Origin of the sequence: Streptomyces sp. NPDC000075 (genome assembly GCF_040301925.1) — a bacterium.
GTDB lineage: Bacteria > Actinomycetota > Actinomycetes > Streptomycetales > Streptomycetaceae > Streptomyces > Streptomyces polychromogenes.
This window is the reverse complement of sequence record NZ_JBEPFL010000002.1, coordinates 328,653-352,371: the sequence shown is the minus strand read 5'-3', so window position 1 is coordinate 352,371 and position 23,719 is coordinate 328,653. Positions and strand designations below refer to the sequence as shown.

The window sequence follows — 23,719 nt, the reverse complement described above, 5'->3', positions numbered from 1 at the left end:
CCCCCGGCATGAACATGAGGAATTCGACGGTACGGGCGGTCAACCGGCTGACGGCGCGCTGGGCCGAAGCCCACGGGGGTGACGCCGGTACGGTCTTCACGGCGGCCGGGGTCTGGCCGCTGCTCGCCCCGCTCGCGGACGGGGCGGCGGGCCCGGCCCGGGCGGAGCTGGCGGAGGCCCTGGGCCTGCCGGCCGACCGGGCGGCGGAGGCGGCGCGGGAGCTGCTGGCCGCGCTGGACGGCGTACGGGGGCTGCGGGCGGCGACGGGCCTGTGGACCCGGGCGGACCTGCCGCTGGAGGCGGCCTGGCTGGAGCGGCTCGCGCCGGGCGGCCACGGCACCCTGAGCGGCGACGCGGTGGCCGACGGCGAGGCGCTGGACGGGTGGGCCGAGGGGCGGACGGACGGGCTCGTCAAGCGGATGCCGGTCACGCTGACCGAGGGCCCGGACGGGACGCGGCTGGTGCTGGCTTCGGCCCTGACGCTGAAGACGAGGTGGGTCCAGCCGTTCAGGGAAGGGCGCGGTCAGGCGGAGGCCGGCCCGTGGGCCGGACGCACCCTGCGGATGCTGTACCGCAGCACGGCCCTCGCGGACCGGGCCGGGGTGGCCGAGGGGCCGGCGGGGCCGGTGACCCTGCTGGAGGTGGTCGGGGACACCGGGGTGGACGTCCACCTCGTGCTGGGCGGGCCCGGCGCCGGGCCGGCCGGTGTCCTCACCACCGGGATCGAGGCCGTCACCCGCGCCCGGCCGGTCACCCCCGCGAGCCTGCTCCCGGAGGGCCGCCCCGGGCCCGGGCTGACCGTCGCCACCGTGCTCGCCCTGTCGCCCGAACCCCGGCTCGCCGTCAGGACGCCCGCCTTCGAGGTGCGGGCGGAGCACGATCTGCTGGAGCGGGCCGCTCTGTTCGGGCTGGACACCGCGCGCGACAGCGGCCGCGGCCACTTCCCCGGCGTCAGCTCCGCACCCCTGGCCGTCGGTTCGGCCCGGCAGTCGGCGGTGGCGCGCTTCCGCGCGGAGGGCTTCGAGGCCGCCGCGGTGACGGCCGTGGCCATGGCGCCGGGCAGCGCCATGCCGCCCAGCACCCGCTACCGCACGCGCCTGACCGAGCTCTCCTTCGACCGGCCCTTCGGCTTCCTGGCCGTGCACCGCACCTCGCGGCTGGTCCTGGCGGCGGGCTGGGTCAGGGATCCGCTCGGGTACGAGGAGCCGCCGGAGCTGAGCGAGGAGGAGAAGAGGCGGGAGGAAGAGGAGGCCGACGCGGCGTGGGAGGCAGAGGGGTAGGCGGCGCCAGCGTGGCGGCCAGGGCCGCCGTCTCCGCGAAGGCGGGGACGCGGCCGGTGCCCCCGCGGCCCGACACCGACAGCGAGGCGGCCGCGACCCCGTGGGCCACCGCCTCGGGGAGCGGGTCGCCGAGGGCGAGCCGGGCGGTGACGGTGCCGGTGAAGCAGTCCCCGGCACCGGTCGCGTCGACGGGGTCCGGGTTGGCGGGGACGGGGTGGTGGGCCGCGCGGGTGCCCTCGTCCAGGAGCAGCGGGCCGGCCCCGGCGGTGACGGCGACGGCGCGGGCGCCCAGGGCCCGGTAGCGGGCCGCCGCCGTCCGCGGGTCGGCGGTGTCGACCAGGGCCAGGGCGTCGGCCGGGCAGGAGGTCTTGAGCAGGCCGGTCAGCGGGGCGACGGCGGCCAGCAGGGAGCGGGCCTCGGCCCGTCCGGTCAGCCGGGGGCGGAAGTTGGGGTCGTACGTGACGTGGCCTCCGGCGGTGTGGACCGTCCGGGCGGCGTCGAGGACCGCCGCGCGGCTGGACGGGGAGAGGGCCCCGGCGATCCCGCCGGTGATCAGCGCCCGGGCGCCGGTCAGCAGCTCCCGCCAGGTCTCCACGTGGGCCGGGGAGAGGGTGGAGCCGGCGCTGCGGGTGCGCCAGTAGACGAACTCGCGGTCGCCCTCGGTGTCCGCGCAGAGCAGGTAGGCGCCGTTGGGGTGCGGGGCGCGGCGGACGTGGGAGACGTCCACGCCCAGGTCGGCGGCCCGGCGCAGCAGCGGGACGCTCAGCTCGTCCTCGCCGACGACGGCGAGCAGCGCGGTACGGGCTCCGGCCGCCGCGGCGGCGGCCGCGGCGTTCAGGGCGTCGCCGGAGTAGGAGATCCGGGCGGCGGTCCCGTCGGCGGCCGCGCGCAACGGGGTACCGGCGTGGATCTCGACGAGCACCTCGCCGAGCACGAGGACGTCGTACGGCCCGGCGGCCGCAGGGGCCACGGCTACGCCTCCCCGCACGGCGCGGGCGGGCGCGCGGGCGGTACGGGTGGCCCCGCGTCCGGCGTCGCGCGCATGGCGTCCGGCGCGAACGGCCGCCGTCCCCCGGGCCCGGCCGCGCCGTCCTCCGGCCCGGCCGGCCGCTCGCCCGGCGGCGCGGAGCCCGCGACCGGTGGGCGCGGGGCCCGGCCCGGTGCGGGCCGTCCCGTACCCGGTACCGCCCGTGCCCCGTCGGACGCGGCCGCCGCGGCGCCCGGCCCGGCCGGGTGCCCGGGCGGTGCTCCGGTGTCCTCGTGCGCTGGGGCTCCGGCATCGTGTGCGCGGGCCCGACGGCCGCCCGGCGGGGCCGCGTCGGACGCCAGGGAGGCGAACAGGGCGGCCAGTTCGGCCGGCTCCGTCGGCAGGCCGCTGCCGATGCCGACGGCGCTCGCGCCCGCCGCGAGCCAGTCGCGGACCTCGCCGGGGGCGATGCCGCCGGTCGGGATCAGCAGGGCGCCGTCGGGGAGGACGGCCCGCAGGGAGCGGAGGAACGCCGGGCCCCCTACATGGGCCGGGAACACCTTCGCCGCGCCCGAGCGGCGGACGGCGGCCGCGATCTCACCGGGGGTGTATCCGCCCTCCACGAAGGCCGCCCCGCGCCGCCGGGCGACCTCGCGGACCTCGGGGGCGGGGTAGGGGGACACGAGGAAGCCAGCCCCCGCGTCGAGGGCCGCCCGGGCCTGGGCGGCGGTGGTGACGGTGCCCACGCCGATCAGCGCCGGGCGGCCCAGCGCGTCGGCCAGACCGGCGGTACGGGCCACGGCCCCGGCCCAGCCGGGGACGGAGGTGGTGAGCTCCACCGCGCGGCAGCCCGCGGCGAGCAGGGTCGCGGTGGCGCGGACGGCCTCGTCGGCGTCGGCGCTGCGCAGCACCGGGAGCAGCCGCTGGGCGGCCAGCACTTCGTACGGACGCAAGGACACGGCCCCTCCCGGAGGTCCCCCGGGACGGGGAACTCGGCGTCGCACCGGGCGACTTATTGGTCCAGACCTTACACATCCGGGGGGCGGTCGGCGCCGGAGATCCTCCTCCGGATAAAAAGTTCTTCCGGATAAGTGTTATCGGAGTCCCCCTCGACGGTCTCCCAGGTGTCGGACATCATCGACCGCCGGTACGGACAGGGAAGTTCACATGAGTACACAGCACACGGCAGAGCTGGTGGCAGCGGCCCGCGCGGGCGATCCCCGCGCGCAGGACGAGCTGGTCGGTACCCACCTGCCCCTGGTCTACAACATCGTCGGCCGGGCCCTGAACGGTTCCTGCGACGTGGACGACGTAGTGCAGGACACCATGCTGCGGGCGCTCGACGGGCTGGGCGGCCTGCGCGCCGACGAGAGCTTCCGGTCGTGGCTGGTGGCGATCACGATGAACCGGATACGGGCCCACTGGCAGGCCCGCAGCGGCATTCCCGGCGAGAGCGGCCTGGAGGCGGCCCAGGACCTGGCCGACCCCGGCGCCGACTTCGCCGACCTCACGGTGGTCAAGCTCCAGCTGTCGGGGCAGCGCCGCGAGACGGCCCGCGCCACGCGCTGGCTGGAGCCCGACGACCGGGCGCTGCTGTCGCTGTGGTGGCTGGAGTGCGCCGGTGAACTCACGCGGGCCGACGTGGCGGCGGCCCTGGAGCTGACCCCGCAGCACACGGCCGTGCGGGTGCAGCGGATGAAGGCGCAGCTGGAGTCGGCGCGGGTGGTGGAGCGGGCCCTGGAGACGCAGCCGCCCTGCGAGCAGATCCTCGCGATGACGGGCACCTGGGACGGGCGTCCCTCGCCGCTGTGGCGCAAGCGCATAGCCCGGCACGCCCGCGAGTGCCTGCGCTGCTCGGGACTGTGGAACGGGCTGATGCCGGCCGAGGGGCTGCTGGCCGGTCTGGCCCTGGTCCCGGTGGCGGCGGCGCTGATGACGGGCGTCCGGGCCGCCGTGACGGCCGGCGCCGCCCCCGTGGCCTTCGCCGACGCGGCGACGCAGCTGAGCCCGGTGGTGTCCGGACCGGGCCGGGCGGCCCGGCGCAAGGGCGGGGACGGCGGCCCCGGCGACCCGGCCGGCGGCCGGGGGGCGGAGCGCAAGCGGCGCCAGAACCGCCGCCGGGCCATCGGCGGCGCCGTGATCGCCGCGTGCGTGGCGGGCGGCGGCCTGGTCTACCTGACGACGATGCCCGGCAATCAGGGCGCCGAGGCGGACGGCGCCTCCCCCGCCTCGCCGCTGGCGGCCCTCTCCGCGCCGGACACGGCCTCGCCGCAGCCCTCCGGCTCCCCCTCCTCCTCGGCCTCCGCTTCGGCCTCGCCCTCCCCCTCCGCCTCGGCCTCCGCTTCGGTCTCCCCGTCGCCGTCCACGAGCTCCAAGGCCGCGGACCCGGCGCCCGCGCCGGTGAAGAGCAACCCGCCGAAGCCCGCGCCGCCCGCTCCGGCACCCGCCCCGGCCGGGGTGGTCGGGCAGGTGATCGCCCTGGTCAACTCCGAGCGGGCGGCGGCCGGCTGCGGCCCCCTCAAGGAGGACGCGCAGCTGGACAGGGCCGCCCAGGGCCACTCCGACGACATGGCGCGGCGGGGCTTCTTCGACCACACCAACCCCGACGGGGCGGACCCGGGCGACCGCACGACGGCCGCCGGGTACCGCTGGTCCACTTACGGGGAGAACATCGCCAAGGGCCAGCAGAGCGCGCAGGACGTGATGGACTCGTGGATGAAGAGCCCGGGGCACCGGGCGAACATCCTCAACTGCTCCTTCAAGGACATCGGCGTGGGCATGCACCCCGGCGCCGGCGGCCCGTGGTGGACGCAGAACTTCGGCGCCCGTATGTGACCGGGCCGCACCCGCCTTCTCCTCTTTGACTCAGAATCCGGGCAAGATAGGGGCTGGAGTCCGAAGAGCAGATCAGAGCGGGCAGTCAGAGCGGGCAGGGTGAAGCAGGTGCCGAGGAAAGAGCTGCGGCCCCATCAGCGGGAGGCGGTCGACGCCGTCACCCGCGCCCTCCAGCTGCCCGCCGGCGGCCCGGTGCCCGCGCGGGGCCTGCGGACCCAGGTGATCATGGCCACCGGGTCGGGGAAGTCCCTGGTCGCGGTGCGCTCCTCCGAGGAGCTGCGGGCCGGGCGGGTGCTCGTCCTGGTGCCCTCCCTCGACCTGCTCGTGCAGACCGTCGCGGCCTGGCGGGAGGGGGGCCGCACCGGGCGGGCCCTGGCCGTGTGCTCGCTGCGCGGCGAGGACGTGGGGGTGCCGACCACCACCGATCCGCGCATCCTGGCCCGCTGGGGCGCCCGGCCGGTGGAGCGGGTGACGGTGTTCGCCACGTACGCCTCGCTCGGGCTGGGCACCATCGAGCGGGCGCACCTGGCGGGCCTGCCGTCCTGGGACCTGATCGTGGTCGACGAGGCGCACCGCACCTCGGGCCGGATCGGCAAGCCCTGGGCGGTGGTGCACGACAACGTGCGGATCCCCTCCGTCCGGCGGCTGTACATGACGGCCACGCCCCGGGTGTGGCGCGACGGCGAGGACCTGGAGGAGGAAGAGGAACAGGAGGGCGGCCGGGAGCCGCGGGGGCGGGGCGAGCTGGTCGCCTCGATGGAGGACGACCCGGAGGGGCCGTTCGGCTCCCGCTGCCACACCCTCTCCCTGTCCGAGGCCATCGACCGGGGGATCTGCGCCCCCTACCGGGTGGTGTGCGTGGACGTCAGCGATCCCGGGTTCCAGTCGGCCGTGCTGCTGGGGGCCGACGGCCGTTCGGACCGGGTGCGCGGGATGCGGCTGGCCGCGCTCCAGGCAGCGCTGGTGAAGGCGGCGGCCGACCAGGGCTTCCGGCGGACCCTGGTGTTCCATCACCTGACCAAGGAGGCCGAGGCGTTCGCGGCGGGCCTGCCGGCGGTCGCGGCCCGGCTGCGGACGGCGAGCCGGAGCCCGCTGCCGGCGTACCCCCGTACGGTGTGGGCGGACTGGCTGTGCGGGCAGCACACGGCGGCCCACCGGCGGCGGGTGCTGGACGCCTTCGCGGCGGACCGGGTCGCGGACAAGGCCTTCCTCGGCAGTGTCCGGGTACTGGGCGAGGGGGTCGACACCAAGGAGTGCGACTCCGTCTTCTGGGCCGACGTCCGCGGTTCCATGCCGGACCTGGTCCAGGCCGTGGGCCGCGCGCTGCGGATCCGGCCGGGCGAGGGGAAGGTGGCCTCGCTGGTGGTGCCCGTCCTGCTGGGGCCCGGCGAGTCCCCGGAGTCGATGCTGACCTCACGGGCGTACGGGGACCTCGCGCGGCTCCTGGAGGCCCTGCGGGCCCACGATTCGCGGCTGGTGGAGGCCCTGGCGCAGCCGCAGGCGCCGAGCGCCGCGCCGAAGGCCCCGGCGGCGGCCGCGACGGCGGCGGGGCCCGGGGAGGGGGCGCGGGCGCTGCTGAGCTTCTCGACGCCCCGTGACCCGGCGCTGCTCGCGGCCTTCATCCGGCTGCGGGTGCTCCACCCGGAGCACACGCGGTGGCGGCGCGGGGCGGAGGCGGCCCGGATCTACGCGGCGACGGCGGGGGACCTGAAGGTGCCGTTCGCGTACCGGGTTCCGGCGGACGACGAGGAGTGGCCGGCGGCCCTGGCCGGGTTCCCGCTCGGCCAGTGGATCGCGGACGCGCGGCGCACCTACCGGCGGGGGGCGCTGGGCCGGGAGCGGACGCGGGAGCTGGACGAGCTCGGGATGGTGTGGAGCCATTTCGACGTGGCCTTCGACGAGGGGCTCGCGGCGGCCCGTGCCTGGGCCGCCGAGCACGGGCACCTGCTGCCGCCCGTGGACGCCACCTGGCACGGGGTGCCGGTCGGGGTGTGGATGAAGAACAACCGGGCCGCCGGCCGCCGGGAGGGGCCGGGGGCGTTGCCGCCGGAGCGCCGGGAGGCCCTGGACGAGATCGACCCGGCCTGGTGCCCGGCCTGGGACATCGGCTGGCAGCGCGGCTTCCACCTGACCCGGGCCCATCTGGAGGCGGGCGGCCGGATCCCGTCCGGGCCGGGGCAGGTCGTGGTCCAGGGCGAGGACCTGGGGCTGTGGGTACGGGCCCAGCGGCTGGGCTGGGACCGGCTGGCCTGGGCGCAGCGGTGGCTGCTGGAGCACGTGCTGGGGCTGGACCCGGCCGGGGAGGAGGAGCGGCCGCCGCCACGGCGCAGCCATGCCGACGCCTGGGCCGGGCATCTGGAGGCGGCCCGGCGGTTCCACGCGCGCGAGGGGCACCTGAGGGTGCCGCGCACGCACGTGGAGCGGGTCGACGGGCGGGAGCTGCGGCTGGGGTCGTGGATCTCCAACCAGCGCTCCCGGGCGGCGGCGCTGTCCCCGGAGCGGGTGGCGGCGCTGACGGCCCTGGGGATGCGCTGGCCGGCGTCGTCGAACTGAGCGGTCCGGTCAGTGGTGGAAGCCCGCGCGGCCCGGGGTGGCCGGGGCGAGCTGCGGGACGGCCCGCAGGTGGGCCAGGGCCCGGCGCAGGTCCTCGACCAGCAGGGCGATCTGGTCGCGGGTGACCCCGTGCCGGATCAGGACGCGCTGGATGACGGTCTCCTCGCGGTCGGCCGGGAGCGGGTACGAGGGCACCTGCCAGCCCCGCATCCGCAGCCGGTCGGACAGGTCGTAGAGGCTGAACCCGGCCCCGCCCGGGTCGGTGAGGGTGTAGGAGACGGCGGGCAGCGCGCCCCGGCCGTCGTAGAGCAGGGTGAAGGGGCCGAGGCCCTCGATCTCGCGGGCCAGGTACTGGGCGGTGTCGGCGCAGGCCTGCTGGACGCGGCGGTAGCCGGCCCGGCCCAGGCGCAGGAAGAGGTAGTACTGGGCGATGACCTCGCCGCCGGGGCGGGAGAAGTTGAGGGCGAAGGTGGGCATGTCCCCGCCGAGGTAGTCCACGTCGAAGACGAGCTCCGCGGGCAGCAGGTCGGCGGTGCGCCACACGATCCAGCCGACGCCCAGCGGGGCGAGCCCGTACTTGTGGCCGGAGGTGTTGACGGAGGCGACGCGCGGCAGCCGGAAGTCCCAGACGACGTCGGGGTGGAGGAAGGGGGCGACGAAGCCCCCGCTGGCGGCGTCGACGTGGAGGGGGACGTCCCAGCCGCGTTCCTCCTGGATCCGGTCGAGGGCGGCGGCGAGTTCGGCGACGGGCTCGTAGTCACAGGTGTAGGTGACGCCGAGGATGGCGACGACGCCGATGGTGTTCTCGTCCACGTGCGCGGCGAGCTGGTGGGGGCGCAGGCCGGTGGCACCGGGTTCCAGGGGGACCTGGCGCAGTTCGACGTCGAAGTAGCGGGCGAACTTCTCCCAGCAGATCTGGACGGGGCCGCAGACCAGGTTGGGGCGGTCGGCGGGTTTGCCCTCGGCCTTGCGGCGGGCGCGCCAGCGCCACTTGAGGGCGAGCCCGCCGAGCATGGCGGCCTCGCTGGAGCCGGTGGTGGAGCAGCCGGTGCCGGTGGTGCCGGCCGGGGCGTTCCAGAGGTCGGCCAGGATGTTGACGCAGCGGGCCTCGATCTCGGCGGTCTGCGGGTACTCGTCCTTGTCGATCATGTTCTTGTCGAGGCACTCGTTCATCAGCCGGTGCACGCCGTCGTCCGACCAGGTGGTGCAGAAGGTGGCCAGGTTCTGGGCGGCGTTGCCGTCGAGGAGGAGCTCGTTGTGGAGGAGCGAGTAGACCACCTCGGAGGACGAGTGCTCTTCCGGCATTCGGTACTTGGGCAGGACCTGGCCGCTCAGGGCGGACGCGAAGACGTCCGTGGCGGCGTCCTCGGCGTGGGTGTCCTTCGTCTGATGAAGAGCCATGTCCGGACTATAGGCGGTAGATCACCCGAAAACGGACTTCAAGGACCCTTGAGGACCGATCGGGAATGGCGAATTCCGGCACTGCTTCCGGCCGACCGCGGAGAGTGACGCCGTCCACATCCATACCGTCGGACCGCAAAACTTACCGTCAGGTAGCATGAGTGCCGCAGATCTTCCCGTCCGGTCCACCGGAGCCGGTCCGGACGGGAAGATCATTTAATTTGTTCTACATAGAACTTATCCGCCGATGTCCGGATTCCGGCCAACTCCCGTCCGGACGCTGATAGTTCTTCGGCCATGAACAAGATCACCCGCCGGCAGGCCCTGGGCACCACCGCCGGCGCTCTCACCGTCCTCGGCATCGCAGGCGCCACCGCGCACGCCGCCGCCACCGACTCGCGCGCCGCGGCCACCACCCCGGCCGGCACGGTCGACGAGGTGTACATGGGCCGCCGCATCCAGATATCCCCCGCCTCGGGCGGCGGGCACCACGGCGGCCACCACGGCGGTGCCGGCCTGCCCAGCGTCCGGATCGACGGCCGCGAGCTGCACATGATGCAGAACGCCGACGGCACCTGGATCAGCGTGGTCAACCACTACGAGACGTATTCCGACCCGGCCTCGCTGGCGCGGGCCGCCGTGCGCGAACTCCAGGGCTCCCAGCTGGCCCCGATGCAGATGGGCGGCATGTGATGACCGTGCGCAAGAACCAGGCCACGCTGACCGCCGAGGAGAAGCGCGCCTTCACCAACGCGCTGCTCGAACTGAAGCGGACCGGCCGCTACGACCGCTTCGTCACGACCCACAACGGGTTCATCATGAGCGACACCGACTCGGGCGACCGCGTCGGCCACCGCTCCCCCTCCTTCCTCCCCTGGCACCGCCGCTTTCTCCTCGAGTTCGAGGCGGCTCTTCAGGCGGTGGACAAGAGCGTTTCGCTCCCGTACTGGGACTGGACGGCCGACCGCACCGCCCGCTCCTCCCTCTGGGCCGCCGACTTCCTCGGCGGCACCGGCCGGGCCCGCGACGGACAGGTGATGGACGGACCCTTCGCGTACGCGACGGGCAAGTGGGAGATCTCGGTCCGCGTGGACGGCCGCGCCTACCTGCGCCGCGCGCTCGGCGAGGGCGTCGCCCAGCTGCCGACGCGCGCCGAGGTGGACGCGGTGCTCGCCATGCCGGTCTACGACATGGCCCCCTGGAACAGCTCCTCGGGCGGCTTCCGCAACAACCTGGAGGGCTGGCGCGGCGCCAACCTGCACAACCGGGTGCACGTGTGGGTCGGCGGCCAGATGGGCACCGGCGTCTCCCCCAACGACCCCGTGTTCTGGATGCACCACGCGTTCGTGGACAAGCTGTGGGCGGACTGGCAGGCGAAGAACCCGAACTCGCCGTACCTGCCGGCGGCCGGCACCCCGAACGTCATCGACCTGCGCGACACCATGCGCCCCTGGAACGACGTGACCCCGGCCGACATGCTCGACCACCGCAAGTTCTACACCTTCGACACCGAGCCCGCCTCCGCCGCCCGCCAGCGGTAGTGCAGCTCGGGGCGGCCGACCTGGCCGTACCGGGGGGCACGGTCCGCGCGACCGGTGTCCACCAGGTGCTCCAGGTACCGGCGGGCGGTGATCCGCGAGATCCCGGCCGCCCCGGCCGCCCCCGCCGCGGTCAGCCCCTCGGGCGCCGCCCGCAGCAGCGCCGCGACCCGGTCCAGGGTCGGGGCGCTGAGTCCTTTGGGCAGCTGCGCGGCGGCGGGTGCGCGCAGTGCGGCGAGCGCCCGGTCGACGTCGTCCTGGCCCACGGCCTCGCCGGCCGCCGCCCGGAACTCGGCGTAGCGCAGCAGCCGTTCGCGCAGGGTGGGGAAGGCGAAGGGCTTCAGCACGTACTGGACGACGCCCAGGGAGACGCTCTCGCGGACCACGGCCAGGTCCCGCGCCGAGGTCACCGCGATCACGTCGGCCGGATGCCCGGAGGCGCGCAGTCCGCGGGCGAAGCGCAGTCCGTTGCCGTCCGGCAGGGTGAGGTCGAGCAGCAGCAGGTCGACCCGGGTGCGCTCCAGCACCCGGGTGGCCTCGGCGAGGGTGTGGACGGCCGCCACGGCGGTGAACCCGGGCACCCGGCCCACGTAGAGCGCGTGCGCGTCGGCGGCGACGGGGTCGTCCTCGACGACCAGGACCCGGACGGGCGCGCTCACGCGGTACCGCCCACGGCGGGCGGACCGGGGAGCGGGCACTCCGCCGCCGGGACGGCGGTGCGGCCCGCGCCGGGCGCGGCACCGACGCGGCCGGCCGTCGGGCCCGGCTGGTCCGGGCATGACGGCCCCGGGCCCGCAGGGTCCGGCGAGCCGTCGTCGGTTCCCGCCCCTTCCGCCGGAGGCAGCGGCAGGCGGGCCGTGAACGCCGCTCCGCCCGCCGGGGTGTCGCCCGCCTCCACCGAGCCCCCGTGCCGCCGGGCCACCTGAAGGACCAGGGCCAGGCCCAGCCCGCGCCCCTCCCCCTTGCCGGACCAGCCGCGCTGGAAGACGTCCACCCCCTCCGGCAGCCCGGGCCCGTTGTCCGCGACCCGCAGCAGCAGCGCGTCGGCGTCCCGGCGCACGGTGACGGCGATCCGCCCGCCCGGTACCCCGGTGAGGGCGTCGAGGGCGTTGTCGACGAGGTTGCCGAGGACGGTGACGAGGTCCCGGGCGGGCGGCAGTCCCGGCCCGGCGTCGATCGCGCCGCTGTCCGGGGTGACGTGCAGTTCGATGCCGCGCTCGTGCGCCTGGGCGGCCTTGCCGAGCAGCAGCGCGACCAGCACCGGCTCGCCGACGGCGGTGACGACCTCGTCGGTCAGGGCCTGGGCCAGCTCCAGTTCGGCCGTCGCGAACTCCACCGCCTCCTCACTGCGGCCCAGTTCGATGAGGGAGACCACGGTGTGCAGGCGGTTGGCCGCCTCGTGGGCCTGGGAGCGCAGGGCCTGGGTGAAGCCGCGCTCCCGGTCCAGTTCCCCGGCGAGGGCCAGGAGTTCGGTGTGGTCGCGCAGGGTGACCACCGTCCCCCGGCGGCCGCCGCCCGCGACCGGCGCGCTGTTGACCACGAGCACCCGGTCCGCCGTCAGGTGCACCTCGTCCACCCGGGGCCGGTCCGCGAGCAGGGCCCCGGTGAGCGGGGCGGGCAGCCCGAGGGCGTCGGCGCCGGTGCCGGTGACCGCGCCGGACAGGCCCAGGAGTTCCCGGCCCGCGTCGTTGATCAGGGTGATCCTGCGGTGGCCGTCGAGCAGCAGCAGCCCCTCCCGGACTCCGTGCAGGGCCGCCTGGTGGTAGTCGTACATCCGGCTGAGCCCGGCCGCGTCCATGCCGTGCGTGTGGCGGCGCAGCCGGGCGTTGACCACGTACGTGCCCGCGCCGCCCAGCGCCAGCGCCCCGGCCGCCACCCAGGCCAGGGCGGTCAGCTGCCGCGCGAGCCGGGCGCTGACGGCGCGGACGGTGATCCCGGCGCTGACCAGGCCGACGACCGCGCCGTCCGGGCCGGTGAGCGGGGTGACCACGCGGATGGACGGGCCGAGGGTGCCGGTGTAGGTCTCGCTGAAGGTCTCGCCGCGCAGGGCCGGGGCGGTGTTGCCGAGGAAGCGCTCGCCGATGCGCCGGGGGTCGGGGTGGGTCCAGCGCCGCCCGTCGGGGGCCATGATCGTCACGAAGTCCACGTCCGCGTCCTCCCGTACCCGCTCCGCGTAGGGCTGGAGCGCGGCCGAGGGGTCCGTCCCCGAGCGCGCCCCCTCCCGTACGGCCTCGCGCACGGACGGCGAGTCCGCGACGGCCCGGGCCACCGCCCCGGCCTGCCGCCGGGCGGCGTCCTCGGCCTGGTCGCGGGCGGTCGCGTACGCGAAGACGGCGCAGCCGGCGACGACGAGGGCGACCAGCAGGACCTGCATGGCGAAGAGCTGGCCGGCGAGGCTCCGGGGCGGCCGGACGAAGCGGAACATAGCGCTCAGTGTGCACCGGGCCGTGAACTCAATGAACGCAAGGGTGACCGGGGTCACAGGGTGGGCGATGGTCTCCCGGAACGTATCCACCACCAGGAGGCGAACGTGGCCGCCAGACGCGACCGAACCCATTACCTCTACATCGCGGTGATCGCCGCGGTGCTGCTCGGCATCGCCGTCGGCTTCGCCGCGCCCGGTACCGCGGTCGAGCTGAAGCCGCTGGGCACGGGCTTCGTCAACCTGATCAAGATGATGATCTCGCCGGTGATCTTCTGCACGATCGTGCTGGGGATCGGCTCGGTCCGCAAGGCCGCCAAGGTGGGAGCCGTGGGCGGCCTGGCCCTCGGCTACTTCATGGTCATGTCCACGGTCGCCCTGGCGATCGGGCTCGTCGTCGGGAACCTGCTGGAGCCCGGAAGCGGGCTGCACCTGACGGAGGCCGCCCGGCACGCCGGCGAGGCGCAGGCCAAGGCGGGCGGGGCGCAGAGCACGCCGGAGTTCCTGCTCGGGATCATCCCGACGACGCTGGTGTCGGCCTTCACCGGGGGCCAGGTGCTCCAGACGCTGCTGGTGGCGCTGCTGTGCGGGTTCGCGCTCCAGGCGATGGGCCCGGCGGGCGAGCCCGTGCTGCGCGGGATCGGGCACGTGCAGAAGCTGGTGTTCCGGGTCCTGGCGATGATCATGTGGGCGGCGCCGGTGGGCGCGTTCGGGGCGATCGCGGCGGTGGTCGGGGCGACCGGGATCGACGCGCTGAAGTCCCTGGCGGTCATCATGATCGGCTTCTACACCACCTGCCTGATCTTCGTCGTCGTGGTGCTGGGCACGCTGCTGCGGCTGTGCACGGGAGTCAGCGTCTTCGCACTGCTGCGCTACCTGGGCCGGGAGTTCCTGCTGATCCTGTCCACCTCCTCCTCGGAGTCGGCGCTGCCGCGGCTGATCGCGAAGATGGAGCACCTGGGCGTCTCCCGGCCGGTCACCGGTATCACCGTGCCGACGGGCTACTCCTTCAACCTGGACGGCACGGCCATCTACCTGACGATGTCCTCGCTGTTCGTCGCGGAGGCCATGGGCAAGCCGCTGGCCCTGGGCGAGCAGATCTCGCTGCTGCTCTTCATGATCGTGGCCTCGAAGGGCGCGGCCGGGGTCACCGGGGCCGGACTGGCCACCCTGGCCGGAGGCCTCCAGTCGCACCGGCCGGAACTGGTGGACGGCGTGGGCCTGATCGTGGGCATCGACCGCTTCATGAGCGAGGCGCGGGCGCTGACGAACTTCGCGGGCAACGCGGTGGCGACGGTCCTGATCGGCGCGTGGACCAAGGAGTTCGACCGCGAGCGGGCCGCCGAGGTCCTCGCGGGACGGCTGCCCTTCGACGAGTCCGTCCTCGTGGACGACGGGCACGGCGCGGCCCCCGCCGATCCCCCGGCCCCCCTCCCCGGCCCCTCGGCGGGCCCCAAGGACGGTGTGCCGGCCTGACCGGCCCACCCCCCGGAACCCGGCCGGGCAGGGCTCGCCCCCACGGTGCCCCGCCCGCCCGGCGTACGGCCCGGCGCCGCCCCTCCTCGCGGCGCCGGGCCGCCTCCGCGGAGACCGCGCGACCCGTCCGTACGCGTGCGCGAGTCAGACGAACGGCGCAGAACGCCCAACACCGGCCGGGGAACGTCGAGTTTCGGCCAGCCGGTCTCAAGTCGAGCGCGGCAAAAAGGTACTTCCCTCCGGGGCCGCCCGTCTGACATCTTGCGTCCACCACTCGTTTCGTACGGCCCGGCAGGTGCCACCAGCACCGCCACCGGGTCATCGGAGGACGTTTTGATACCCCACATATCCAGTCGACCTCGACGTGCCCTGGTGGTGGCTGCCGCCCTGGGCGCAGCCCTCACCCTCGGAGCCCCCGCCGCGCTCGCCGGCACCGCTCCCGTCGGCCCCTCGGGCTCCGCCGTCGCGGTGGCGCCCAAGGCCCCCAAGGCCTCGGCCCCGGCTTCTTCCCAGAGTGCGACCTGGGTTGCCGGCACCCGTGCCTACCTCGTCATCACCGCCCCGGGCGACAGCTCGGCGGTACGGTCGGCCGTCACCGCCAACGGCGGCACGGTCTTCTCGTACTTCGACCAGATCGGCGTCATCGTCGCCCACTCCTCCTCGGCCTCCTTCGCCACCGCCCTGCGCGGCGTCAGCGGGGTCCAGCAGGTCGGCGCGACCCGGACCTCGGACGTCCCCGCCGACGCCTACAACCCGGCGCTGCCCGCCAACCCGGCGCAGGCCAGCACCCCGGCGGGCGAGCCCGCGCGGGCCGACATGACGCAGATCAAGGCCGACCAGGCCTGGGCCGTCAACCCCGGCTCCGCGTCGGTCAAGGTCGGCATCCTCGACACCGGTGTCGACGACCAGCACCAGGACCTGGCGCCGAACTTCAACGCGGCGGACTCCGTCTCCTGCGCCTACGGCAAGCCCGACACCCGCACCGGCGCGTGGCGTGACGTCGACACGCACGGCACCCACGTCGCGGGCACCATCGCCGCCGCCAAGAACGGCAAGGGCGTCGTCGGCGTGGCCCCGGGCGTGAAGATCTCCGCCGTCCGCGTCGCGGAGCCCGGCAACTCGTTCTTCTTCGCCGAGAACACCATCTGCGGGTTCGTGTGGGCCGGTGACCACGGCTTCAAGGTCACCAACAACAGCTACTACACCGACCCGTGGCAGTTCAACTGCCCGGACAACATCGACCAGGCGGCCATCATCGAGGGCGTCAAGCGCGCCCAGGAGTACGCCGAGGGCAAGGGTTCGCTCCAGATCGCCGCGGCGGGCAACGAGAACTACGACCTCGCCCACAAGACGACCGACACCGCGAGCCCCAACGACTCGACGCCGGTCACCCGCACCATCACCAACGCCTGCCTGGACATCCCGACCGAGCTCCCGGGCGTGGTCACGGTCGCGGCGAACGGCACCGGCACCACCAAGGCCTCGTTCTCCAACTTCGGCCAAGGCGTCATCGACGTCGCGGCCCCCGGCCAGGACGTCTACTCCACCCTGCCCGGCGGCAAGTACGGCACCAAGAGCGGCACCTCGATGGCCACCCCGCACGTGGTGGGCGTCGCCGCGCTGATCGCGAGCGCCAACCCGGGCATCACCCCGGCGCAGATCCGCGACAAGCTGGCCACCCAGGCCAACGACATCGCCTGCCCGGCGGACGGCCGCTGCACCGGCACGACGGCCAACAACTCCTTCTTCGGCGAGGGCCAGGTCGACGCCCTGAAGGCGGTCGGCGCCACCCCGCCCGCGGGCAAGTACTTCGAGAACACCGCGGACTTCGCGATCGCCGACAACAGCACGGTGGAGAGCCCCATCACCGTCACCGGCGTGACCGGCAACGCCCCGGCCACCCTCAAGGTCGGCGTGAACATCGTCCACACCTACATCGGCGACCTGAAGGTCGACCTGGTCGCGCCCGACGGCACCGTCTACACGGTCCACAACCGGGCCGGCGGCAGCGCGGACAACATCAACCAGACCTACACCGTCGACGCCTCCTCGGAGGTCGCGAACGGCACCTGGAAGCTGCGCGTCAACGACAACGCGGGTGGCGACACCGGCAAGATCGACTCCTGGAACCTGACCTTCTAGTCGGGACCGCCGGCGGGGCCGCCGGGGAGGGAACTCCCGGCGGCCCCTCCGCGCTACCGGGTCCGCAGCACGCAGTCCCCGCACAGCCCGCCACCGGGCACCTTGTAGTAGAGGCAGCAGCTGCGCCGGACGAAGGCCACCCCGAGGCCCTCCTCGTGGACGAACTCCCCCGTGCCCGCCAGGGCCCCGCCCTCGGCCAGCAGGCCCGCCGCCTCTGCCACGGCCCGCTCCCCCGGCACCCGGTCGAGCAGCACGCGCAGGGCCCCGACCAGCCCGGAGGCGGCGTTGCCGCGCAGGACCCGCTCCGAGACCCCGTACGCCCGCCGCAGCGCGCCGTCCAGCACGGCCAGGTTCCCCAGCACGGTCTCCCCCAGGGCCCCGGCGGGCAGGACCTCGGCCGGGGCCGGCAGCCACAGGCGGAGCGAGCCGCCGTCGGGCAGGTGCCACCACACCCGGTCCGGGGCCAGATCCGGTACCTGGCCGCCCAGGGCGGCGCAGCCCAGCGCCAGCGACCACAGCCGCGAGACGATCCCGAACTGCGCGGTCGAGGCCGCCACCCGGCCCGGCCCGGTGCCGATCCGCCGGCCCACCTCGTCGACGTACGGGCCGAGCCGCTCCCCGTAGAGCTCCGTCAGCGGGCGGAAGCCCGGTCCGGGCGGCTCCGTGCCGTAGGGGACGGTGAAGAAGGGGCCGACGGCCTCCAGCCTGCCCAGTACGTCGTCCAAGTCCATCCCCGCATGATCGCAGGGCCCGCCCCCGCCCCGGCGCGCCGGGAGGGGGTCAGGAGAGCCCGGGCGAGGCCGCCCCGGCCGGCGCCCGCCCGTCCTCGCCGCCGGCCTTCGCCCGGGCCCGGCGGGAGGCCGGGCCCATGGCGTACGAGGCCGCCAGCAGCAGGGCGCCGAGCAGCAGCCAGCCGGGGATCCCCCACATCAGCAGCAGCGCGGTCAGCAGCAGCGGGCCCAGGGTCCGGGCCACCGGGACCCCGGTGCCGAAGAAGCCCTGGTACTGCCCGATCCGCTCGGGCGGGGCCAGGGAGAAGCCGATCTGCCAGGATCCGGCCGACTGCCGCATCTCGGCGTCGGCCTGGAGCGCGGCGCCCGCCACCAGCAGGGCGGCGGCCGCCCACCCCGAGGAGGGCAGGGCCGAGACGGCGAACACGACGCAGGACAGGGCCATGACAATCCCGGAGATCCGCAGGGCCCGTCCGGCGCTGTCGAGGCCGGTGACGGGCCGGGCCAGACGCACCTGGAACAGCATCACGGCGAGGGTGTTGAGCACGAACAGCGCCGACACCAGCCAGCCCGGGGCCTGGGTGCGCTCGGCGATCCACAGCGGGATCGCCAGGCTCAGCAGCGGCATCCGCAGCAGCAGGACCGCATTGAGCAGCGTGACCAGGGCGTACGGGCGGTCGCGCAGCACCGCCAGGCGCGGCTCCCCCGCCGCCCGGCCGGGCGCCGGCGCCACCGCGGGCAGCCCGCGCAGCACGGCCGCGCAGACCAGGAAGCTCACCGCGTCCAGGGCGAACACCACGAGGTAGGCCCGCTCGGTGCCGGCGCCGAGGGCCAGCCCGCCCAGGGCCGCGCCGAGGGCCAGCCCGGCGTTGAGGGTGGACTGGAGGCGGGCCAGTACCCCGGTGCGCTCCCCGGGGGCCACCAGGCCCGCGAGCAGGGCCTGGCGGGCGGCCGCGAGCCCGCACTGGGAGACGGCGTAGAGCACCACGGCGCACAGGAACGCCCCGAAGGAGCGGATGAACAGGAAGGAGGCCACCGAGGCGGCGGTGGCCAGCGCCAGCAGCACCGAGGTGCCGCGCGGCCCGCGCCGGTCGGCGAGGGCCCCCAGCGGTACTCCGGCGACCGAGCCGACCGCCCAGGCGAGGGTCAGGCCGAGGCCGATCTGGGCGGGCGAGAGGCCCACGACGCGGGTGAAGTAGAGGGCGGAGCACACGTAGTAGGCGCCGTCGCCGACGGAGTTGCTCAACTGGGCGGCGGCCAGGCGGCGGGGCGCGCCGGGCGCGGGCAGGAACCGTATCGTCACCGCTCCATTGGATCACCGCGGCGGCCCGCCGGAGTGGGCCGATCGGCAGTCTGTCAGGTGGGCCACTTCACCGTTCGCACGGTCCCGCCCGGCGGCCCCGCCGCACCCGCGTCACAGGTCGCCGAGGAACTCCAGCAGCGCCCGGTTGAACTCCTGCGGCCGCTCCACGCCCGGCAGGTGCCCGGCCCGTTCGATCACCCGGAGCCGGGCGTGCGGCACCAGGGCGCACAGGGCCTCGGCCTCCGCGACCGGGGTGTAGACGTCGTCGGCCCCCACCAGCACCAGGCAGGGCACCTCCTCGGGCAGGGCGGCGAGCACCGGCCGGTAGTCCGGCCGCTCGGCGCGGCCGCGCAGCGCGGCGGCGGCGCCGAGCGGGTCGGTGGCGCGCATCATGGCGCTGACCCGGGCGGCTGCCTCCGGCTGGCCCGTGACGTTGTAGGGCGCCAGCATCTTGTCAATGACTTCTTCGGCGTACGGACCCATCCCCTCCGCGAGGAGCCGCTCGGCGGTCTCGCGGCGGAACTCCGCGCCCTCCGCGGTCTCCGGAACGGGGGAGGTGTCGGAGAGGACGAGGGCCCGCACCAGCCCCGGGTGGCGCAACCTGAGCTCCATCGCGATCTGCCCGCCCATGGACACTCCCCCGACGACCGCCTGTTCGATATCCAGGTCCCGGAGGAGGCCTGCCAGGTCGTCGGCGAAGGAGGCGAGCGGGGTCTTTTCCTCCGTCGCCGGGTTGTCCCCATATCCTCGCAGGTCAGGGACTATGACACGGAAGCCGGCGGCGGCCAGCGCGGCCGCCTGCGGGGCCCACATCGACCGGTTGAACGGGTGTCCGTGGATCAGGATCACGGGCTCGCCGGCCGCCGGGCCAAAGTCATCGAAAACACACTTTGCGCCATTGCCAAATAGGGGGTTCATGAGAGGACCCTAAGGGGCTACATTGAGCCACTCGCGTTCACCTGACAGCCCGTTGCCTTTCACCCGCGTTTTGCGCGGGGGGTGACGTCAGGGACGCAGACTGTGCAACCACCCCACCGCCCAGAAGGACCGAAGGCTCCGTGCCCGTACCCGTACTCCTCGCCGGCCGCTCCGTGCGGCTCGAGCCCCTCGCCCCCCACCACACCGAGGCCCTGGCCGAGGCCGGGGCCGAGGATCGTACGACTTACGCCTTCACTCCCGTTCCGCACGGGTTGCAGGCGTCCCACGAGTACATCGACCGTGCCCTCGCCGATCAGGCAGCGGGTCGATCCCTTGCGTTCGCCGTGGTCAGAGCCTCTGACGGGCGGGTGGTCGGGTCGACCCGGTTCCTGGAACTCGACTACTGGCAGGGCCCGCTCGTCTGGCCGGCCGTACCCGGCGTCCCCTTCGGGGATCCGGCGACGGCCATCCCCGACGCGGCGGAGATCGGGAACACCTGGCTGTCCCCGGCCGCCCAGGGCACCGGCATCAACACCGAGGCCAAGCTGCTCATGCTGCGCCACGCCTTCGAGACCTGGGGCGTGCGCCGCATCTCGCTGCGGGCGGACGCCCGCAACGGGCGCTCGCGGGCCGCGATGGAACGTCTCGGCTTCACCTGCGAGGGGGTCCGCCGGGCCCACTCGCGGGGACTGGACGGCGCGGTGCGCAGCACGGCCTTCTACTCGATCCTCGACGAGGAGTGGCCGACGGTCCGCTCGATCATCGAACTGCGCATGTCGGCGGCGGCGCCCCGGCGCCGCCGGCGCAAGACGCTGATTCCGGCGTAACGGTCCTGCGGGCTCCGGCCCGCCCGGATCCGCGTCCCGCCGCGCGCCCGCGCGGCGGGTCCCCCCGGCCCTCGTTCCCGCCCTCCCGGCCGCTCAGCCGAGGAAGGCCGGGGCGAGGGCCGAGGCCGTCACCCGGGTCGCGGCCCCGCTCCCGTCGGCCGGCACGGAGTACAGGTCCGCGCCGAAGTCCCCGGGCAGCGAGTAGACGACGGTCGCGTCGTCGGTCCACACCGCCTGGTCGTCCACGCTGCGCTCCTCCGCGAGCGGGGTCTCCCGCAGGGAGGCGAGGTCCAGGACGTAGAGCCGCCAGGGGGCGTCCTCGGGCAGTCCCGGCACCCGCTTCTTGAACACCAGCCGGGTCCCGTCCGGGGACAGCGAGGGGCACTCCAGGTTCTCGCGCAGCACGGTCACCGTGCGCCCGGCGAGGTCGCCGCGGACCAGGTGGGTGCGGCCGCCGGTGGCCAGCGTCGCGTAGAAGGTCTTCTCGTCGGCGGCGAAGGTGACCCCCCAGAAGTTGACGTCGGCGTTCCGGTAGGTCTTCCCGTCCATGCGGACGGTGAAGTCCTCCAGGGAGGCGTCGTACCTCCCGGTGCGCAGGTCGAGCAGGGAGGTGCGGGTGGAGAAGTTCGTGCCCGCGTACGAGTCCCCGCCGACGAAGACGGTCCAGGCCACCAGGTGCCCGCCCGGCGAGACCCGGGCGCGGGTCGGGATCCCCGCGAGGGGGCGGGCCGCGACCTGCTTGAGGCCGGCGTCGAGGACGACCGCCCGGTAGCTCTCCTGGACCCCGCCCTTGTCGGCCTGGAGGCAGATCCCGGTGCCGGCGGCCGCGTGGAAGCGCAGGCACTTCACCCCGGACGCGGTACGGGGGCCGTCCGGGGCGGCGGCCGGGACGGAGGCGAGTTCGTCGCGGTGCGGGCCCCAGGCCATGTTCCGGAAGACCATCCGCCGGCCCCCGTCGCCCGGGGCGAGGGAGACCGTGCCGGGGGTGATCCGCGGGCCGCCGGGCCGGGCCTGGTCCTTCTCGTCGGCCCGCGACCCGGCGCGGACCACGGCGATCACGCCGACGGCGGCGAGCAGGACGACGGCGCAGACCAGGATCAGGATCCGGCGCTGGAGGGTCATGTGGGGGCCTTCGGTCTTTCTCGTGTGGGGATGCGGCGGTGCGGCGGCCGGGGTCAGGGGCGGCGGGGCCTCAGCCGGGCGCAGCCGGCGACGGCGAGGGCGAGCAGGACGGCGGCCACGGCGAGGGCGGGCCGGGCGCCCCAGACGGTCCAGGCGGCGCCGAAGCCCAGGGAGGCGGCGAACCGGGCGAGGGCCTGTCCGGTCTGGACGAGGGCGAGCCCGCCGCCCCGGTGCTCCTCGGGGACGGCTCCGGCGGCCTCGGCCATGAGCACGCCGTCGGTGGCGGCGTAGAAGGCGCCGTGCAGCAGGAGGACCGCGTACGGCAGGACCGGGTGGTGGGCGCCGGTGAGGAGCAGACCGTACGCGAGGAGCAGCGCGAGGTGGCCGCCGAGGAAGACCCGGCGGCGGCCGGCGCGGTCGGCGAGGCGGCCGAGCGGCATCGCGAGCAGGAAGAAGGCTCCGGCCGTGCCGAGCGGCAGCAGGGCGAACCAGCGGTCGGCGATCCCGGTGGCCTTCTGCAGCAGCAGGAAGACGAAGGCGTCACTGACGGTGCACAGCCCCAGCAGCAGGGCGCACAGGGCCGTGCGGCGCAGGTCCCGGCGGCGCAGCAGGCCGAGGGAGGCCCGCAGGGAGACGGGGGCGGCGCCGGGCGCGGGGACGGTGCGGCGGCCGGGGACGAAGAGCACGAGCACCAGCACGCCGAGGGCGGCCACGCAGGCGCTGACGGTGAACACGGCGTCGTAGCCGTCGGCGGCGCCGCGCAGGATCAGGAACGCCAGCAGCGGCCCGATGAGCGCGCCGGCGGTGTCCATGGCCCGGTGCACGCCGAAGGCCCGGCCACGGTCCTCGGGGGCGGCGGCCAGGGAGATCAGCGCGTCGCGCGGAGCGGTGCGCAGCCCCTTGCCGGTGCGGTCCAGCGCGAGGACGGCGCCGATGGCGGGGAGGGTGTGGGCGAGCAGCAGCAGCGGTTTGCACAGGGCGGAGAGGCCGTAGCCGATGCCGGCGAGCGCCTTGTGGCGGCCGAGCCGGTCGCCGAGGTGGCCGCCGGTGAGGCGGACCAGGGCGCTGACGCCGTTGTAGACCCCGTCGAGGAGGCCGAAGCCGAGCGGGGTGAGCCCGAGTCCGGCGACGAGGTAGAGCGGGAGCACGGCCGTGACCATCTCCGAGGAGACGTCGGTGATCAGGCTGACCGTGCCCAGGGCGAGCACCGTGGGGGCGAGGGCGGCGCGCCGCCCCGGGCGGGTGCCCGGGGCGACGGCCTGCTTCTCGGGGGCCACGGCGGGCGCGGGGGTACCGCGACTGTCCGCGACGTACATGGTCAGGAGGCCCAGATCCCCGTGATGTCCTTGGCGGTGGCGGCGTTCCCGGCGTGGGTGGTCAGCCCGGCCAGGCCCTCCAGGGTCCGCAGCACGTCGTAGTGGTTGTAGGTGGTGGCCGTGGTGGCGCCCGGGGTCACGGGCTGGCCGTAGAGCACGGTCGGGATCTGGTTGCCGGCGAGCCGGTTGTCCTCGTCGAAGGTGACGACGAGCAGGCTGTTGTGGGTCTTGGCCCAGTCCGCGTAGGCCTTGAGGTTGTTCTTGAGCCAGGTGTCGCCGGTGCCGACGGAGCAGTCGTGCATGTCGCTGCAGAGGTTCGGGACGACGAAGGACACCTTGGGCAGGGTGGTGAAGTCCGTGGGGAACTGGGTCATCGTCTTCGCGGTGCTCGTGGGCACGTTGGAGAAGGCGAACCAGGGGTTGTGCTTGCGGGCGTACTTGCCGCTGGAGCAGGTGGTGGAGCCCTGGCTGGGGAGGGTCTCGTTGTAGCTGCCCCAGCTCTGGCCGGCGGCTATCAGCTCGGAGGCCAGGTTGGGGGCGGAGCTGAAGCCGGGGGTGTAACAGCTGTCGTCCGTGACGCCCTGGTTGGAGCCCGAGAAGAGCTGCATGTAGTTGGGCTGGCTGGGGTGGGTGATGCCGAACGACTGCGTGAGGCTGGCACCCCCGGCCTTCAGGGAGTTGATGTAGGGGGCGCTGGAGCTGCCGATGACCTGGTTGTAGGCGTGGTTCTCGAAGACCACCACGACGGTGTGGTCGGGGGCGGGCAGGCCCGCGGCGTGCGCGGGCTGCGCGCTGCCGAGGCCGGCCCAGAGGGCGGCACCGGCGGCGGTGACGCCGAAGGCGGTGGCCAGGGCGGTCTTGCGGCGGGGCCGTGAAATGGTCATGCCA

19 protein-coding genes are annotated in these 23,719 nt (G+C 74.9%); 8 read left to right on the top strand and 11 right to left on the bottom strand.

Features of this window, described 5'->3' with window-relative positions; all coding sequences use genetic code 11:
• The first annotated feature begins 8 nt into the window (after positions 1–8).
• On the top strand, positions 9–1,280 hold the full coding sequence (locus ABT403_RS03795) for a serpin family protein (protein ID WP_344157884.1): 1,272 nt from the start codon (positions 9–11) through the stop codon (positions 1,278–1,280).
• On the opposite strand, the gene ABT403_RS03790 is transcribed toward ABT403_RS03795, so the two are convergent.
• Together ABT403_RS03790 and ABT403_RS03785 are read right to left on the bottom strand one after the other, a co-directional pair.
• Complete coding sequence (locus tag ABT403_RS03790) at positions 1,180–2,250, bottom strand: PfkB family carbohydrate kinase (protein ID WP_344157881.1); 1,071 nt, start codon at positions 2,248–2,250, stop codon at positions 1,180–1,182. The genes ABT403_RS03795 and ABT403_RS03790 overlap by 101 nt on opposite strands.
• Positions 2,251–2,252: 2 nt before the next feature.
• Positions 2,253–3,206: a bifunctional 4-hydroxy-2-oxoglutarate aldolase/2-dehydro-3-deoxy-phosphogluconate aldolase gene (locus ABT403_RS03785; protein ID WP_344157878.1), complete on the bottom strand. Its 954-nt coding sequence runs from the start codon at positions 3,204–3,206 to the stop codon at positions 2,253–2,255.
• A gap of 208 nt (positions 3,207–3,414) precedes the next feature.
• On the opposite strand from ABT403_RS03785, the gene ABT403_RS03780 reads away from it, so the two are divergent.
• Both ABT403_RS03780 and ABT403_RS03775 read left to right on the top strand, forming a co-directional pair.
• On the top strand, positions 3,415–5,082 hold the full coding sequence (locus ABT403_RS03780; protein WP_344157875.1) for a sigma-70 family RNA polymerase sigma factor: 1,668 nt from the start codon (positions 3,415–3,417) through the stop codon (positions 5,080–5,082).
• Between the two features lie 108 nt (positions 5,083–5,190).
• Positions 5,191–7,635: a DEAD/DEAH box helicase gene (locus ABT403_RS03775; RefSeq protein WP_344157872.1), complete on the top strand. Its 2,445-nt coding sequence runs from the start codon at positions 5,191–5,193 to the stop codon at positions 7,633–7,635.
• Positions 7,636–7,644: 9 nt separating this feature from the next.
• On the opposite strand, the gene gad is transcribed toward ABT403_RS03775, so the two are convergent.
• Positions 7,645–9,036 (bottom strand): glutamate decarboxylase, encoded by a 1,392-nt coding sequence (gad, locus tag ABT403_RS03770; protein ID WP_344157869.1) that lies wholly within the window; start codon positions 9,034–9,036, stop codon positions 7,645–7,647.
• Between the two features lie 297 nt (positions 9,037–9,333).
• Between gad and melC1 the strand changes: the two genes are divergently transcribed.
• Positions 9,334–9,729: an apotyrosinase chaperone MelC1 gene (gene melC1, locus ABT403_RS03765; RefSeq protein ID WP_344157866.1), complete on the top strand. Its 396-nt coding sequence runs from the start codon at positions 9,334–9,336 to the stop codon at positions 9,727–9,729.
• On the top strand, positions 9,729–10,577 hold the full coding sequence (melC2, locus tag ABT403_RS03760) for a tyrosinase MelC2 (RefSeq protein ID WP_344157862.1): 849 nt from the start codon (positions 9,729–9,731) through the stop codon (positions 10,575–10,577). Before melC1 ends, melC2 begins: the two co-directional genes overlap by 1 nt.
• Here the strand turns inward: melC2 and ABT403_RS03755 are convergent.
• Together ABT403_RS03755 and ABT403_RS03750 are read right to left on the bottom strand one after the other, a co-directional pair.
• Positions 10,532–11,233 carry a response regulator gene (locus ABT403_RS03755; protein ID WP_344157858.1) on the bottom strand — a complete coding sequence of 234 codons (702 nt, stop codon included), beginning with the start codon at positions 11,231–11,233 and terminating at the stop codon, positions 10,532–10,534. The genes melC2 and ABT403_RS03755 overlap by 46 nt on opposite strands.
• Positions 11,230–12,948: a sensor histidine kinase gene (locus ABT403_RS03750; RefSeq protein WP_344158944.1), complete on the bottom strand. Its 1,719-nt coding sequence runs from the start codon at positions 12,946–12,948 to the stop codon at positions 11,230–11,232. Before ABT403_RS03750 ends, ABT403_RS03755 begins: the two co-directional genes overlap by 4 nt.
• A 156-nt stretch (positions 12,949–13,104) precedes the next feature.
• On the opposite strand from ABT403_RS03750, the gene ABT403_RS03745 reads away from it, so the two are divergent.
• Positions 13,105–14,472: a cation:dicarboxylate symporter family transporter gene (locus ABT403_RS03745; RefSeq protein ID WP_344157855.1), complete on the top strand. Its 1,368-nt coding sequence runs from the start codon at positions 13,105–13,107 to the stop codon at positions 14,470–14,472.
• Positions 14,473–14,844: 372 nt separating this feature from the next.
• The gene (locus tag ABT403_RS03740) at positions 14,845–16,614 is read left to right on the top strand and encodes a S8 family peptidase (RefSeq protein ID WP_344157853.1); all 1,770 of its coding nucleotides are present in this window, start codon (positions 14,845–14,847) and stop codon (positions 16,612–16,614) included.
• Between the two features lie 53 nt (positions 16,615–16,667).
• Here the strand turns inward: ABT403_RS03740 and ABT403_RS03735 are convergent, their stop codons facing one another.
• The 3 genes from ABT403_RS03735 to ABT403_RS03725 form a co-directional block, all read right to left on the bottom strand.
• Entirely contained in the window at positions 16,668–17,345 is a 678-nt protein-coding gene (locus ABT403_RS03735) for a (2Fe-2S)-binding protein (protein ID WP_344157850.1), read from the bottom strand.
• 49 nt (positions 17,346–17,394) lie between these two features.
• Positions 17,395–18,648 (bottom strand): MFS transporter, encoded by a 1,254-nt coding sequence (locus ABT403_RS03730; protein WP_344157847.1) that lies wholly within the window; start codon positions 18,646–18,648, stop codon positions 17,395–17,397.
• Between the two features lie 111 nt (positions 18,649–18,759).
• On the bottom strand, positions 18,760–19,566 hold the full coding sequence (locus ABT403_RS03725; RefSeq protein WP_344157844.1) for an alpha/beta fold hydrolase: 807 nt from the start codon (positions 19,564–19,566) through the stop codon (positions 18,760–18,762).
• 140 nt (positions 19,567–19,706) lie between these two features.
• Here ABT403_RS03725 and ABT403_RS03720 point away from each other — a divergent pair, with 140 nt between their 5' ends.
• Complete coding sequence (locus ABT403_RS03720) at positions 19,707–20,393, top strand: GNAT family N-acetyltransferase (protein ID WP_344157841.1); 687 nt, start codon at positions 19,707–19,709, stop codon at positions 20,391–20,393.
• A 93-nt stretch (positions 20,394–20,486) separates the two neighbouring features.
• Here the strand turns inward: ABT403_RS03720 and ABT403_RS03715 are convergent, their stop codons facing one another.
• The 3 genes from ABT403_RS03715 to ABT403_RS03705 are packed head-to-tail and all read right to left on the bottom strand — an operon-like array spanning position 20,487 to position 23,715.
• Positions 20,487–21,515, bottom strand: coding sequence for a hypothetical protein (locus ABT403_RS03715; RefSeq protein WP_344157838.1), 1,029 nt, complete (start codon positions 21,513–21,515; stop codon positions 20,487–20,489).
• Between the two features lie 53 nt (positions 21,516–21,568).
• Positions 21,569–22,831 (bottom strand): MFS transporter, encoded by a 1,263-nt coding sequence (locus tag ABT403_RS03710; protein WP_344157835.1) that lies wholly within the window; start codon positions 22,829–22,831, stop codon positions 21,569–21,571.
• Between the two features lie 2 nt (positions 22,832–22,833).
• On the bottom strand, positions 22,834–23,715 hold the full coding sequence (locus tag ABT403_RS03705; protein ID WP_344157832.1) for an alkaline phosphatase family protein: 882 nt from the start codon (positions 23,713–23,715) through the stop codon (positions 22,834–22,836).
• Positions 23,716–23,719 lie beyond the last annotated feature (4 nt).

Bases quoted from the DNA above. Each gene is read 5' to 3' on its own strand.
- ABT403_RS03795 (WP_344157884.1), top strand. From the start codon at position 9: ATGAACATGAGGAATTCGACGGTACGGGCGGTCAACCGGCTGACGGCG.
- ABT403_RS03780 (WP_344157875.1), top strand. From the start codon at position 3,415: ATGAGTACACAGCACACGGCAGAGCTGGTGGCAGCGGCCCGCGCGGGC.
- gad (WP_344157869.1), bottom strand. From the start codon at position 9,036: ATGGCTCTTCATCAGACGAAGGACACCCACGCCGAGGACGCCGCCACG.
- melC1 (WP_344157866.1), top strand. From the start codon at position 9,334: ATGAACAAGATCACCCGCCGGCAGGCCCTGGGCACCACCGCCGGCGCT.
- melC2 (WP_344157862.1), top strand. From the start codon at position 9,729: ATGACCGTGCGCAAGAACCAGGCCACGCTGACCGCCGAGGAGAAGCGC.
- ABT403_RS03750 (WP_344158944.1), bottom strand. From the start codon at position 12,948: ATGCAGGTCCTGCTGGTCGCCCTCGTCGTCGCCGGCTGCGCCGTCTTC.
- ABT403_RS03735 (WP_344157850.1), bottom strand. From the start codon at position 17,345: ATGGACTTGGACGACGTACTGGGCAGGCTGGAGGCCGTCGGCCCCTTC.
- ABT403_RS03725 (WP_344157844.1), bottom strand. From the start codon at position 19,566: ATGAACCCCCTATTTGGCAATGGCGCAAAGTGTGTTTTCGATGACTTT.
- ABT403_RS03715 (WP_344157838.1), bottom strand. From the start codon at position 21,515: ATGACCCTCCAGCGCCGGATCCTGATCCTGGTCTGCGCCGTCGTCCTG.
- ABT403_RS03710 (WP_344157835.1), bottom strand. From the start codon at position 22,831: ATGTACGTCGCGGACAGTCGCGGTACCCCCGCGCCCGCCGTGGCCCCC.
- ABT403_RS03705 (WP_344157832.1), bottom strand. From the start codon at position 23,715: ATGACCATTTCACGGCCCCGCCGCAAGACCGCCCTGGCCACCGCCTTC.